Genomic DNA, 13,721 nt, shown 5'->3' with positions numbered 1-13,721 from the left:
ACGCCGGTAAGTTCTCCGGTACTTCTTACATTGTGCGGTAAAATCCGGCGGCCTTTGAATGACTGGATTGTTAAATGCAGAGTTTAAATCGCAGTGTATGGTTGGCTGCTGCCATCGGCGGCACCATTGGATTGGCTGCGTGCGGGGCCATTCCCACGTCCGGACCGAGTCGTTCCGAGATTAATGCCAGCGGTGCCGGCACAAATCAAGTTAGTACGCAAGGAATTCAGGTCGTCGATGTGACCGATCAGGTGGCGCGGCAACTCTATGCGGGCCGCAAAAGTACGGACTTTGCAGCGGCTTTAGGCGACAACTCGGCATTCCAGCAACAGTTGGGTGTGGGCGACGTGGTCGAGGTGTCGATCTGGGAGGCCCCGCCTGCGACTCTGTTTGGAGGTGGTACGAGTGATGCCCCGACGCCCAGCGGCGTACCGACCGGCGCGCGGCTGACCAAGTTGCCGACGCAGGTGATCGATGGCAACGGCAATATCCATGTACCGTTCGTTGGTGCCATCAAGGCAACAGGCCGTTCGCCAAGCCAGTTGCAAGCCTATATCGCGACGCGTCTCAAGAATATCGCGCATGACCCGCAGGTTCTGGTGCAACTGGCGCGGAACGAAACCTCATATGTCACTGTGGTGGGAGACGTATCGAGCAGCACGCGCATGCAACTGAGCGCGCGCGGAGAACGCGTGCTCGACGCGCTTGCCGCAGCCGGTGGCGTGAAGCAGCCGATCAGCAAGACCATGATCCAGGTGACGCGCGGCGAAACCGTCGCGTTGGAGCCGCTAGAAACCGTAATTCGCGATCCGCGCCAGAACGTGCCGCTCAAGGCGGGTGACGTCGTCACGGCAATGTTTCAGCCCTACAGCTTTACTGCGTTTGGTGCGACGGGCAAGAACGAGGAAATCAATTTCGAGGCGCAGGGAATTACGCTCGCGCAGGCATTGGCGCGAGCGGGTGGTCTGCAGGACTCGCGTTCAGACGCACAGGGCGTGTTCATTTTCCGGCTGGAAGATCAGCAGGCACTCAAGTGGCCCAACCAGCCGGTACGGACGACGGCAAACGGCAAAGTCCCCGTCATCTACCACATCAATTTGAAAGACCCGGATTCGTTCTTCGTGGCGCAGAGCTTCATGATGGACAACAAGGACGTCCTCTACGTCTCCAATGCGCCGGTGGCGGAACTGCAGAAGGTGCTGAACCTGGTGTTCTCCGTGGCCTATCCGATCGTGTCTGGTGTTCAGTCGTTCAAATAACTATGAAATTTCTGAAGCGCATTAATCGTTTGTTTTTGATAACGGTCATCATACCTACCAGTATTGCGATTATTTATTTTGGCATCATTGCGAGCGATGAATACACTTCCGTCAGCAGCTTCCTGATTCGCAGCCCGCAGCAATCCAGCGTCACTGGATTAGGTGGGTTGCTGAAAGGTGTCGGGGGATTTTCTCAGCCGGAAGGGAGTGCGTATACGGTTCAGAAATACATTCTCTCGCGCGATGCGATGATGGTTCTGGATCGCGAGCAGCACATAAGGTCGGAATTTCAAAAAGGTTCGATCGATTTTGTGAATCGATTTTCCATCCTCGGTTTGTACGATAGTATGGAGGAGTTTTATCTTTACTATGGCAAGAAAATCGTCGATGCGAAAGTCGATGCCGATTCTCCGATTGTGACGTTGAGCACCAATGCGTATGACGCACGTCTCGCCTGGAGCATGAACAAACGTCTCCTGGAGTTGGGTGAGCGGATCGTCAACCAGATGAATGCGCGAGCCAGGGCGGACCTGATCAATACTGCTCAACATGACGTCGACGTTGCCAAGGAAAATGACCGTATCGCCACATTGGCGTTGGCGCGATATCGGAACAACGCGGGCGTAATCGATCCCGAGCGCCAGTCCACCATTCCGCTGCAGCAGGTCGGGAAACTGCAGGACGATCTGATTGCCACCCGAGTGCAGATCGCTCAGATGGAGCGACTGTCGCCGGCCAACCCGGGGCTGCCGACTTTGCGGGATCGTGCCAAGTTGCTGCAACAGGCAATCGACCAGGTGAGCCAGCACGTTGCCGGCTCACAGGGCGCCTCGTTGGCCAGTAAGGCAGCGGAATTTCAGCGTCTCACGTTGGAAAAGGACGTAGCCGACAAGATTCTTGCGGGCGCCATAACGTTACTGGATCAGGCGCGTGTCGAAGCCGAGCGAAAGCAACTCTACCTTGAGCGGATCTCGGAACCCAGCTTGCCGGATCACGCGATGAACCCGCGCCGTGCGCGAGCGATTCTCGCGACGTTCCTGCTTGGCCTGGTTCTGTGGGGCGTGCTGACCATCGTGATCGGTGGAGTGAAAGAACACTATGAGCGTTGATCACCGTCCCCCGACATTCTCGGAGCAATTGCGTATCCAGATCCGAGTGATCTGGGCGCTGGTGATGCGCGAAATGATCACGCGCTTCGGCCGAGAGGGGCTCGGCGTGCTGTGGATAATGGCCGAGCCGGCTATGTTCGTTATCGGGGTGATGGTTATCTTTAGCCATACCGAAACGACAACCCGGTATTCGGTGGCTGAATATCTGGCTGTCAGTTACCCGACCTTGCTTCTTTGGCGGAACACGACAGGCCGGGTGATGAAGGCCATCGAATTCAATCGTGCATTGCTGCATCACAAGCCGATTCGTCCCATTGATATTTTGTATTCTCGGATCATTCTTGAGTTTGCAGGGGCGGCTGCTTCGTTCCTTGTGCTGTACGTAGTGCTGGTTGTAATTGGCATTTGCCAGTTTCCGGCTGATTTGCTCAGCATGATTCTTGGGTATCTGCTGGTCGTCTGGTTTTCGTTCAATTTCGTCATGACCATGGCGGCATTGTCGGAATTGAGCGAGGCTATAGAGCGGGTCTCGCACATCATTCTGTACCTGATGATTCCATTCTCCGGGGTCTTTATACCTACGTATGTTTTGCCTCCGAAAATTGGCGAGTTGATGACCTATTTCCCTTTGATTGATGCCGTGGAGTATTTTCACTACGGATATTACGGGGATCGTATGCCGACGATGTTTTACCTCGACTACACCGTAGCCGTGCTGGCATTTTTTACGCTCTTTGCACTTTCGATTGCCCACGTCGCTATCCGGCGTGTGCAGTTGAACTGAGGTAGAACATGATTGAACTGCGTAATGTCACCAAACGCTACTCGATCCATCACGGGCGTTCGCATCGGGAAGTGCTCAGAGGCGTCAACCTCCGGGTGCAGGCGGGAGAGCGGTGGGGTATTCTTGGGCGCAACGGTGCCGGGAAATCGACGTTGATTCGTATTATCAGCGGCTCGGACAAACCGCATTCCGGTGAGGTCCTCAAGACGATGTCCGTATCGTGGCCGCTGGCATTCGGCGGCACGTTCCAGGGCAGCCTGACGGGTAAGGACAATGTACGTCTGATCTCTCGCGTATACAACGTCGACTATCGAAAGGCGCTCAACTTGGTCGAGGATTTCGCCGAGCTCGGTGCGTATCTCGACGAGCCGGTCAAGTCATATTCTTCCGGGATGGCTTCGAGGCTGGCTTTTGCTATCTCGATGTCGATCGAATTCGATTGTTTCTTGATCGACGAGGGGATGTCCGTAGGCGATCATCGCTTTCACCAGAAGTGCAATGTCGAACTGTTCGAGAAACGTGGTGATCGGGCGATGATTATCGTTGCACACCAGACTGATCTTATTCGGAATCACTGCAGCCATGCTGCGGTGCTTGATGACGGCGTGCTGAAGGCCTGTGAGACGGTTGATGAGGCGATTCAGATTTACGAATCGCTTTAATGTCGCGGGAAAGTGGCTTGTTGTAGGCGGCCGCCTGAAATGTATTCGCTGATTCTTGCGAGGGAAGAGTGCGTTACATTATGTTCAGCAGTTGATTGAATGCATTGTTGGATGTGGCTTGGCTATTTGCAAAGGAATTGATCTGACATTGTAAGGCTGCGTCGGATTCGTAAGCGATCGTTCGGTCCGGAATGCCTTTTCGCACGAAAATTGGAACGGATGCGGCAACGTTGAGCGGGCGTCCTCGTAGAAAGCAGTAGGACGCTTTGTCGCTATTTCAGGCTTTTATAAATAAATTGCGGGAGTAAAGTTCGTGAAGCGAGTGGATTTTGAATTTTATCGTGACTGGTATCCGGAAATCAAAGATCTGAGCGATGGCGAGATCGTTAATCACTGGCGTGCCAGCAATAACCTCACGAGACACGTCCGCAATATTTTTGGGGTTCGGTCGCGCAGTAGCGGCAAAAAAACGCACTCGTCTTTCTCGGATCTGACCGAGTCGCTCAATCTGAATGTGTCGAATATTCCGAATGATTTTGATTGGAAGAAATACATCCTGCTGAACAGCGATCTCCCGCAGTCGTGGACCCGCTGGCATGCGATGCTGCACTATTTGCAGTATGGCATCGCGGAACAGAGAAGCTACCGGGAGAAAGGGTTCTCCGAGGTAAGCGCCTTTGTCGAGTTCAATGCAGACTGGTACGCAAAGACCTATCATCTGGCGGATGGCCTGCAGCCGGTCAAGCATTATCAGGACATTGGTCGAATCAATTTGCTTGCCCCGAATGCCGAATTCTCTCCAATTAGTTACTGGAAATTCAATCCGGATGTCGCTCATACGTTGACCGATCCGTTGCTGCATTATGTGTCGCATGGCCATGCGGAGCAGCGTGAGTTTTCCCGGGCAGATATCTCATTCGAAAAAACACGGAAGATTTATTCCTCGGCGGAGATTGATGCTGCACGAAAATTCTTCCAGTTCAATTCCGAGTTCTATCTCGAGAATCGACCGGACCTGAAGAATGCTGGTGTGGATCCCTTTGAGCACTATATGGTGTTTGGGGAGTCCGAACGTGCTCAGCCGTCCAGATTTTTTGATCCGGGTTATTCAAGGAAAAATACTCGTCGAGCCTCGAGCGCTGGCCGCATTCCGTGCTTGAGCATTTTCTTTCAATTGGTCTGTTGACGGGGCATTTCCCGTCGAAAGAAGTTGCCGCCGGGGCACGACGGCTGAACTTCCACTCGGCGATCGAGTGGGTCTGTCATTGGCTGGGGTTGGGCGAGCCGGTCCACGGCAAACAACAGTCGCACCTGCTCGAAGGCGAAACCGGTTACGCGGAAGCCACGTATGAAAAATCCGCGAAATCTGCCGGTACGAAAACGCTGAACTGGGTCATTCCACTGTTCTCGAAGGGCGGTGGCGGGCACACGACCATTTTCAGATGCGCCAGGACGTTGGCGCGACTGGGGTGGAAGTCGGTGTTCTGGGTCGATGATGCCACCAATAGCGCTCAAATCGATGCGCTGTATGCGGAGTATATCGGTCATTTTCCGAGCACGAATGTCTCGTTCCGTCTGATGGAGAGCGGGTTCAAGTCGATCCAGGACGAGTTCCTGATCGCGACGGCCTGGACGACTGTGTATACCGTTGCCGAGAACGTGCAGTCGAACGTCCGGCTGTATTTTCTCCAGGACAGAGAAAGTCTTTTCTTGCCGGCTGGCACGGATGCACTTCGTGCCGAATACACGTTCAAGATGGGGCTGGACTTCGTGTGCGCCGGGAATTGGCTCGAATCGTTGATTTCTGATCAGGAAGGTGACCATACGCACTTTGAATTGTGCGCGGAGCCGGTTTTTCAGAAAAAAGATCCGAAGCTGGAAGAGCGCGATATCCTGGCCGCCATCTACGTTCGCGGGCATACGAATCGGCGCTGTTCGGATTTGATGATCGATGTGGCGAATCAACTCTCCAGGCTGGGCATGGGGGAGGTCGTAATTTTTGGCGATGACGAGCCCGGGCCTCGCGTGTCGGCTGCCGTCACGAATGCAGGGATTCTGAGCGTTCAACAGATGGCGGAGCTATTTCAGCGGGCGAAATTCGGTCTCGCGGCTTCGGCGACCAACTATTCGATTCTGCCGGTGGAACTGGCGGCGGCTGGAACCATTGTCATTCAGCCGAGATCCGAGTCGACGCAAAAAACTACCGACATTCATGGGGCGATCTCCGTCGCGCCTACGAGCGAAGCTGTCGTCGGGAAAATCCTCGCGCTGCTCAAGAATCTTGATCAGGCGAAATTCGATGAGCTCCGCGGGGAGTACACGAACTTCGCGCGTTCAATTTCGTGGGAAAGCGAATTCGAGAAGCTGTCGGGCTGGCTTGATCAAAAACTGAGCCCGGATCATCGCGGCGGCCCGGCTGTCGTCGTGAAAAAAGATGTCGGTGTCGTCATACCCACCTATTATCCGGATATGGATTTTGAAGGGGTGATCGAGGCGATTCGAGGCCAGTTGACGTCCTACAACACCGAAATCCAGATTGTCGATACGCGAAAGGACGGGAACGTCTCTCCGGTTATCGAAAAAATCGAGCGTCTTGGCCTGGCGAAGGTTCATGCAATCGACGTGGCGGATTTCCAGCACGGTGATACCCGCAATCTTGGGGCCGCCCTGCATCATGCGGACTATTACGCGTATCTGACCCAGGATGCGCTTCCAGCATCTGAATATTGGCTAGAATCGCTGGTGTCTCCGCTTGCCATGCTGCCGGACTGCGGTTACTCGTTTGGGGCGCATCGAGCTTATCCGCAACACCATCCGATTTACGATTACGATCTTTCTCAGCATTTCGCGAATATTGGAATGCAGTTCGGCATTCTGACGGACAGAAGGCGTTGGGGGGATCGATATCAAAACGATCAATTCTTCAGGGCTGGACTGTGCTTCAACAGTGACAACAACGCCGCCTATCGGGGTGATTTGTTGAGGCACTATCGCTTTCCGAGCGTAGAGTTCGCGGAAGACCAAGGGATCGCGAAACGATTGCTGGATGCCGGATATTCCCGAGCGTACTGCCCGAGTGCCGTCGTATTCCATTCCCACGACTATACGAGCAACCCCGCGGAATCGTTCAAGAGAGGGACGGAGGAAGCCGAGGCCTTGTATCAGAATTTCGGCATCGTGAGATTTTCTTCCGTGAAGGACTATCTGTATTCGATTCGGCACGTCGAGAAAGCCGTCGTGATGGATGCTGCCCAACTTGGTCTGGCTCAATCCGATTGCGCAGGAATTATCGAGGCGAAGAAGAAATACGTCGACGGACTGTGGTTCATTTCGAGAAATCTTCTCGAAAAAGCCGACACCGTAAAGGCGTGATTCGAATGATGTCGTGCGGGGGTACGCGCCTCGTGCACGACGTCGTCAACTCGCTCCGGGGAAGCGCCGGGCAGCAAGTCAACGGGCGGGGTGCAAATGAGATTGCGTCGGGTCTGGTAGATGAAACTGCGAAGCGACGATCGTTGAGGTCATTCGGGCTCGAAAGCGAGCGTCGCTTCCTGTATTTTTCAATCGCGTGACGGATTGTTACCATGAGCACCCCGCAGCAGATTTCCCGCGATTGCCGTGTTTGCTCTGGGGAACAGATTGAGCAAATGTGCGACGTCCATCGCCAAGCCCTCGCGTCATGTCATGCGATGGCAAGAAGGGTTCTTGACGATATGAAACGGGGCGCTATCGACCGGCGAATTCCTGCGTCGGTCCGTTGGGCGGTGAGCGCCGGGTGTCCCCGCGAATTTCCCTGTACCGCCTCGAGCGCACGATGCCCGATGGCCGGGCATCACCTTTCCGCTGCATTTCTCGTCCAGCCGCATTCGCGTGTCTCGGCGCAGGTCGCATTGCCGAACGTATCCGGTTCAATCACCGGCACTTTGCCACGTGCTCTGTGGCTGGCCTATGGGCCGCCACAAAGTTCATTTACCATTTCGTCGTCGCAGGTTCGTCCGGTGACCGCCTTCTACGATGCCCGCGGCCGTGCAGGAGGCGACCGTTCCACAACGAACGAATTGGTGTTGGCCATGTGCCCCTTCCTGGATATTTTTCCACGCAAGTCTGTACTGCTCTGCGGTCGTTTCATGGCGCCGCGAGCGATCGGGCGCGGGGGGCAGCCGGAGCAGGAACAAAGGTCGTCAACGCGCCGGGGCGAGCATTCCGCGGCGGCGCCGACTCGTATTTCGACGCGATCGTTGCCTCGACAGCTTCCGACGTTCGAAGGACGATATCGTCGCTCGACAGTCCCCCGCGTGGCGGCTGATTCAAGAAGTCCAACGGCAACTGATGACCGGGGCGACGCGCGATATCGAGCGATGCAATCAGCTTGAACTCCGAATCGGCGAAATGTCCAAATGAAATGTCTATCGATGAATGGCAAGTTTGTTGATTCAATCTAATGGGAATGTTAGGTGACTAAGATGAGTAGCACGGGCGACGAAGGATATCTCGTCTCAATAGATCATCTAATGGAGGCGCGTGACGAGTTGTTTGTCGGCCTCGCATTCAAATTGCTGTTCAAGCGGGCGGTGGATGCGGCCGGGCTGGCCTATTATTCCGGCCGTCTGCGCAAGGGCCATTCTCGTATGTCGATCCTGGATCAATTGATCCGATCGGCAGAGGTGAGGTCGGATTGGGAGAGCGTGCCCGGCCTTTCGGTCGCGGTCGCCCGTTTTCGCAAATCGCGTCGTCTCGGCGGCTGGCGACTCGCACTGTTCGATTCCGAGCTTGGCGTGATGCCCGCTCATCGAAAGGCGCGTGCACGAGCCAATCATGCCGGGCGGGTGCAAGGGGCGCAGCCTGATCTCGTGAATTCTACGCCGCGTGGCTCTGAAGAAAGAGAGGACCTGGCAGGGTGGTTGGGAGTCGGCGAGGAGGAAATTCGGAGCGAACGAAACAAGGTCGAAGGAATATTCGACCCCGACTGGTATTGCATGACGTATCCGGATGTCCAGGACGGAGGAGTTGATCCGTTATTGCATTATGTAGTCAATGGACATCGTGAAAATAGAAATCCCGGTCCGAAGTTCGATACGAATTTCTACCTTTCCACCTATTCCGATGTATCCGGTACAGGGTTGAATCCTCTAGTTCACTACATAAAACTCGGGCGACGGGAAGGACGGGCAACCAACGCGCGCCAGCTTTACGGTGGCCTGGTGGCGGAAGCGCGAAGCGTAATCGTGAAGGAAATGTGCGTGGCGCCTCGTGGCGAGGCGGCGCTTCTTGTTACCCACGCTCCGGCAGGGCGCTTGAAGCCACATGTGCTGCCGTATATACAGCAGTTGCAAGGGGCGGGTTTGAAGGTTCTGCTCGTCGTTGTCGTCTATCGGCCGCTGGAGTTGCGCGACGAGGAGATTGCTGCCGCAGATGGCATCGTCGTTCGCGACAATGTCGGCTACGATTTTGGCGCCTGGGCGCATGCCTTTCAACTTTGTCCCAGCCTGTTCGGTGCCAGTTTGCTGGTCATGACCAACGACAGCGTTGTCCCTACCGCGGATAGGACAACGTTCGTCGAAATGATGGACCGCGTCCGCGCTTGCCCGTCCGATATCGTCGGACTGACTGCCAGTCACGAACATGGCTGGCACGTCCAGAGCCATTTCATGGGCGTCAAACCCAGGGCGCTCAGTTCGTGGGCATTTCAGCATTTCATACGTGACATCCGGCGGATCGATAACGAAGACGATGCGATTCGCGCCTATGAAATGCCCTTCGCGACACAGATGCGAAACGCCGGGCTAACGGCGAGTGCACTGTTCACGGGATCGTCTCCAGTCAATCCGACGTTTTTCAGCTGGCGTGAACTGATCGATCAGGGCTTCCCGTTCATCAAGATCGAGATATTGCTCAAACGGTTTGCCGAAGCAACGGATCAGCCCGAAATGCTTCGCGAGATACACGAGACCTGGCCACAGGTACTCGCGGGTGCCGGTTTTGACGTCAATCTCGTTCGTGCGTCACTCCGTGCCGCGGACATGGTGCCTCAGCCTGCCGAGGCCGGCGATGCGTTGCTCGTCAACGCCAGCGAGTATCGCGCGATTCGGGACGACCATCCGTTGCGCGTGGCTTATTTCGGCCCCTGGAACTATGAGAACGGTCTGGGGGCAGCGAGCCGGGAAATGCTCTGTACGTTGAGGCACACGAAGATTCAGCTCAACGTCTATCCGGTGACCAAGCCCTTTCATGTTCACAGGCTCATTTGCCCGGCTGTCGAAACGCTGGATTTCGTGGGGAATCCTGATATTGCGATCGTTCATCTCAATCCGGATTCCTGGGAGGTCCTGACGGACGAGCAGCGCGAGATCATTCAGTCTGCCAAGCAGCGGATCGGGTATTGGGTCTGGGAAACCGATCGCATTCCGCCGGCCTGGCAGAAGGAGTTGCACTCGGTCGATCGCATCTGGGCACCGAGCCGATATTGTGCCGACATCTTTTCAGCTGAAGTCAAGGTACCCGTCGACGTCATCCATCATCCGGTTCGCGTGCCGACGCGGATTGCTTCGGGTCGTGATTCGATTCTCCGGCGATTCGGAATCGACCCGGGGAATCGCGTCATTCTTTACATTTTCGACGCGGCCAGCTACCTGGTGCGTAAGAATCCCGAGGGGTTGATACGTGCCTTCAGGGAATCCGGCCTGGCAAAGCAGGGCTGGAATCTCGTTCTCAAGACAAAGCATCTTTACGACCGTCCGGACGCCGGCAAGGCGCTTCACTCATTGGCTACGAGCACGCCCGGAGTGAAGCTGCTGGAGGTCTCGCTTCACGCGGACGAAGTCACCAGTCTGATGGCTGCCGCGGATATCTATGCGTCACCTCATTGTTCGGAAGGGTTCGGTCTGACGGTTGCGGAAGCCATGGCACTCGGCAAGCCTGTGGTTGCGACGGATTTTGGCGGTACGCGGGACTTCGTTAATTCGGACTGCGGCTATCCCGTGCAGGCCACGCCGTGGGTACTTGAAGAAGACCACGGCCACTATCTGGCCGGCCATGGTTGGGGCAAGGTAGATGAAAGCGCTTTGGCGGCGGCGCTCGTCAAGGCCGCGACGGCAATTGCGAAAGGGGATCGCACGATGAACGCGGCCGCTCGGGAGAATATCGCGCGGCTTCTGTCGTATGACACGGTGGCACGTGCGGTCGAGGCGAGCTTTGCTGCATCGATTGCAGCTTCTACAGCGAATACTGCCAGCCCGTTCAGTCATGTGGTTGTAAACACCCCGCCGGCGCCACCGACAATTTCCGTCAACCTCGCCTCGGCTCGACGCTTCGCTGACTTTGCTCCAGGCGATGGTCTGGTTCCTGTTCCCCTGGCTGGCGATCTCTCGTGGGCCGGGGTGACGCTCGCCGATGGCGATCCTGATGACTGGCTGATTTTTGCCCCGGGTGAGGCTCGCATCTCTCCTGATGCCAAACAGGCGTTTCTAAGTGCCGCGACCAACCGCCCCGATGTCGTCCTGTTCTATGCCGACGATGTCGCCGGGGGCGAGGATCCGCTGGATCGCCTTCGGTTGAAGCCGGATTTCAATCCGACGCTGCTTGTCGCGCAGGACTACATTGGCGCACCAGTCGCAATCCGGCGAAAAACGCTGACGACAATCGGCGGATTGAATGTGCAGCGCGGAACGGCGGTGCTTTATGACGTTGTACTTCGTGTCGCTGAAGCGGGAGGGGCAATCAGTCGAATTCCCAAGGTCCTGCTCGGCTTCGAGGGCCGGCGTCCTGCCGCGAACAACGGTTCGCGACTCGCCGCGCTGTCATCACTCGAGGAGTTTGCCGATATCGCGCTTACAAGCGAACCTGCGAGCAATTTGCTGTTCCAGCGCCGCCGCTTCGCGGATATCGGCTATCCCCCGGTGACCATCGTCATCCCCACATGCCGCATCGCTCGGGTCGGAGCGGACCGCAGCTACATCGAGCAATTGCTGGAGGGGATTTCCGAGGTTCGGTGGGCCATGGACCGTCTGACGGTTATCGTCGGAGACGACATCGCGGGACCTCCCGACTGGATGAGTCGAACATGGCCGTTCAAGCTGAAACGAATCGAGACGGTCCGTGCTGCCGGCGAGCCGTTCAACTATGCTGCAAAGATGAATCGGCTATGGCGGACGGCAACGGACGAACAGATCATCTTCATGAATGATGACGTCGTGCCGGCCGGTGCGGATTGGCTTGCCGCGCTACTTACCTTTGCCGTTGACGAACGCGTCGGCGGTGTCGGTGCACGTCTCTATTTCGAGAACGGCCATATCCAGCACGTCGGCATGTTCCCGACACTTCGCACGATTGCCCACGCCTGGCTCGGATGGCCGGCCGATGCCAAAACCTATCAGAACTGGGCCGTGGCGCAGCGCGAATGGTCGGTCGTGACAGGCGCCGTGTTTGCGACGCGGCGATCCATACTTAGCCAGTTGAACGGCTTCGATGAGCGATTCAGCCTTGAATTCAATGACGTCGATCTTTGTTTGCGGATTCGAAACCTTGGCTACCGTATCGTCTACAATCCGGACGCGCAATTCACTCATGCCGAGAAAGCATCACGTGGTGAAACGATTCCGAATGGTGCGGAGGTGGCGTTGTTCCTCTCGAGATGGGCGCGATGGCTCGATAACGATCCTGCATCTCATCCGGGGCTGGCGCAGAACAGAATGGATCTGGTTGCTCAGCCGCTGTCCAGGTCGTGGTACTTTTGACGTCGATTTATGATTATCCGCAAATTGTTTTATGGTGCAATTTTGAGATGATTTTTAAATCATCGTGATTATTGTTCCACCCGAAATTGTTTTGTTATGCTGGTATGGCACCTAAATCTATGGCGCAATTGACTGCTTATAATTCTGGCGACTCCTGTCCGCCGACTCTCATCGTCGTTCTCGGTATGCACCGGAGTGGCACCAGCACCCTGACGCGGGCCACCGCTGTGCTTGGAGCGGAATTCGGAAGCAACCTGATGCCTGCCCTTCCCGGTAACAACGACAAGGGTTTTTTCGAGGATCTCGACGTCGTTGCACTCAATGTCGAATTGCTGCATGCAGCCGGAGGAGATTGGCATTCGATGGCGCCCATCGATCTCGGCCTTCTTCAGCCCGAGCAACTTGACCGGTTTCGGGTTCGGGCCATCGATTTGTTGCGCGCCAAATGCCGAGAGAACCAGATCCTGTCGGTCAAGGATCCGCGTCTGGCGCGGTTGCTGCCGTTCTGGAAACCGGTCTTTGCTTGCATCGGCATAAGAGTTCTCTATCTGATTGCGGTACGAAATCCGATCAGTGTCGTGCAGTCGCTTGCGCGGAGAGACGGTTTCCCGGTCGAGAAGTCTTATATCCTCTGGCTCGCCTATGTCGTGTCGGCACTCGACCTGACGCAGGACGTGCGGCGGGTACTGATCGACTACGATCGCCTCATGGATATGCCGCGCCAGGAGCTTGAGAACATATCGGATTTCTTCGATTTGCCATTGATCGAGTCCCGGCTCGAAGAGTTTGAATCTGCTTTCCTCGACGACAAGTTGCGGCACACTCGCTACACCGTTAATGATCTTCAGTTGGTCAATTCTGCGCCCCGGCAGGTCAAGGCGTTGTATTCGGCGCTTAGCGAGGCGGCATCCGGGTTTCCGGATTCGCCGGCCTGGCAAAGCGCGTTTCTGGACGCAAAGGTTTATCTCGAGGACATCGCGCCGCTGTTGCGTTACGAGTGGCGTCTGGAGCAGGAGATGAGCGATCTCCGGGCGGCCAAGGCGGAATAAACCGACATGAAGAGTACGGCCAGGAAGACGCGTCTGGGTGCCGGCACGCTGGTCTTTCAAAAACGTGCTCTTTGTCGTCTTGCAAGCGATACGGAATTAGACTTCGCGCGGCCTCTGCTGTTGTGC

General features: G+C 55.9%; 8 protein-coding genes. All 8 read left to right on the top strand.

The window, feature by feature from the left end; genetic code table 11:
* Positions 1–74 precede the first annotated feature (74 nt).
* The 8 genes from F3J15_RS15370 (at position 75) to F3J15_RS15335 (ending at position 13,595) form a co-directional block, all read left to right on the top strand.
* Entirely contained in the window at positions 75–1,259 is a 1,185-nt protein-coding gene (locus tag F3J15_RS15370; RefSeq protein ID WP_166892215.1) for a polysaccharide biosynthesis/export family protein, read from the top strand.
* A gap of 2 nt (positions 1,260–1,261) precedes the next feature.
* Positions 1,262–2,368, top strand: coding sequence for a hypothetical protein (locus F3J15_RS15365; protein ID WP_166892212.1), 1,107 nt, complete (start codon positions 1,262–1,264; stop codon positions 2,366–2,368).
* A complete protein-coding gene (locus F3J15_RS15360; protein WP_166892209.1) occupies positions 2,358–3,152 on the top strand; it encodes an ABC transporter permease in 795 nt (264 codons plus the stop codon). The genes F3J15_RS15365 and F3J15_RS15360 overlap by 11 nt, the downstream gene beginning before the upstream one ends.
* A gap of 8 nt (positions 3,153–3,160) precedes the next feature.
* Complete coding sequence (locus tag F3J15_RS15355; protein WP_166892206.1) at positions 3,161–3,814, top strand: ABC transporter ATP-binding protein; 654 nt, start codon at positions 3,161–3,163, stop codon at positions 3,812–3,814.
* Between the two features lie 313 nt (positions 3,815–4,127).
* Positions 4,128–5,000 (top strand): hypothetical protein, encoded by an 873-nt coding sequence (locus F3J15_RS15350; protein ID WP_166892203.1) that lies wholly within the window; start codon positions 4,128–4,130, stop codon positions 4,998–5,000.
* Positions 4,967–7,186, top strand: a complete 2,220-nt coding sequence (locus F3J15_RS15345) for a glycosyltransferase family 2 protein (RefSeq protein WP_166892200.1) — start codon at positions 4,967–4,969, stop codon at positions 7,184–7,186. Before F3J15_RS15350 ends, F3J15_RS15345 begins: the two co-directional genes overlap by 34 nt.
* Before the next feature lie 1,091 nt (positions 7,187–8,277).
* Positions 8,278–12,546: a glycosyltransferase gene (locus F3J15_RS15340; RefSeq protein ID WP_166892197.1), complete on the top strand. Its 4,269-nt coding sequence runs from the start codon at positions 8,278–8,280 to the stop codon at positions 12,544–12,546.
* Between the two features lie 119 nt (positions 12,547–12,665).
* Positions 12,666–13,595, top strand: coding sequence for a glycosyl transferase family 1 (locus F3J15_RS15335; protein ID WP_166892195.1), 930 nt, complete (start codon positions 12,666–12,668; stop codon positions 13,593–13,595).
* Positions 13,596–13,721 lie beyond the last annotated feature (126 nt).

Source organism: Burkholderia sp. Ap-955 (assembly GCF_011753045.1).
Lineage (GTDB): Bacteria > Pseudomonadota > Gammaproteobacteria > Burkholderiales > Burkholderiaceae > Burkholderia > Burkholderia lata_D.
Note: the sequence above shows the minus strand (reverse complement) of the source record. Positions and strands in the feature narration are given on the sequence as shown.

Coding starts and splice junctions, on each gene's coding strand:
- F3J15_RS15370 (WP_166892215.1), top strand. CDS start 75: ATGCAGAGTTTAAATCGCAGTGTATGGTTGGCTGCTGCCATCGGCGGC.
- F3J15_RS15365 (WP_166892212.1), top strand. CDS start 1,262: ATGAAATTTCTGAAGCGCATTAATCGTTTGTTTTTGATAACGGTCATC.
- F3J15_RS15360 (WP_166892209.1), top strand. CDS start 2,358: ATGAGCGTTGATCACCGTCCCCCGACATTCTCGGAGCAATTGCGTATC.
- F3J15_RS15355 (WP_166892206.1), top strand. CDS start 3,161: ATGATTGAACTGCGTAATGTCACCAAACGCTACTCGATCCATCACGGG.
- F3J15_RS15340 (WP_166892197.1), top strand. CDS start 8,278: ATGAGTAGCACGGGCGACGAAGGATATCTCGTCTCAATAGATCATCTA.
- F3J15_RS15335 (WP_166892195.1), top strand. CDS start 12,666: ATGGCGCAATTGACTGCTTATAATTCTGGCGACTCCTGTCCGCCGACT.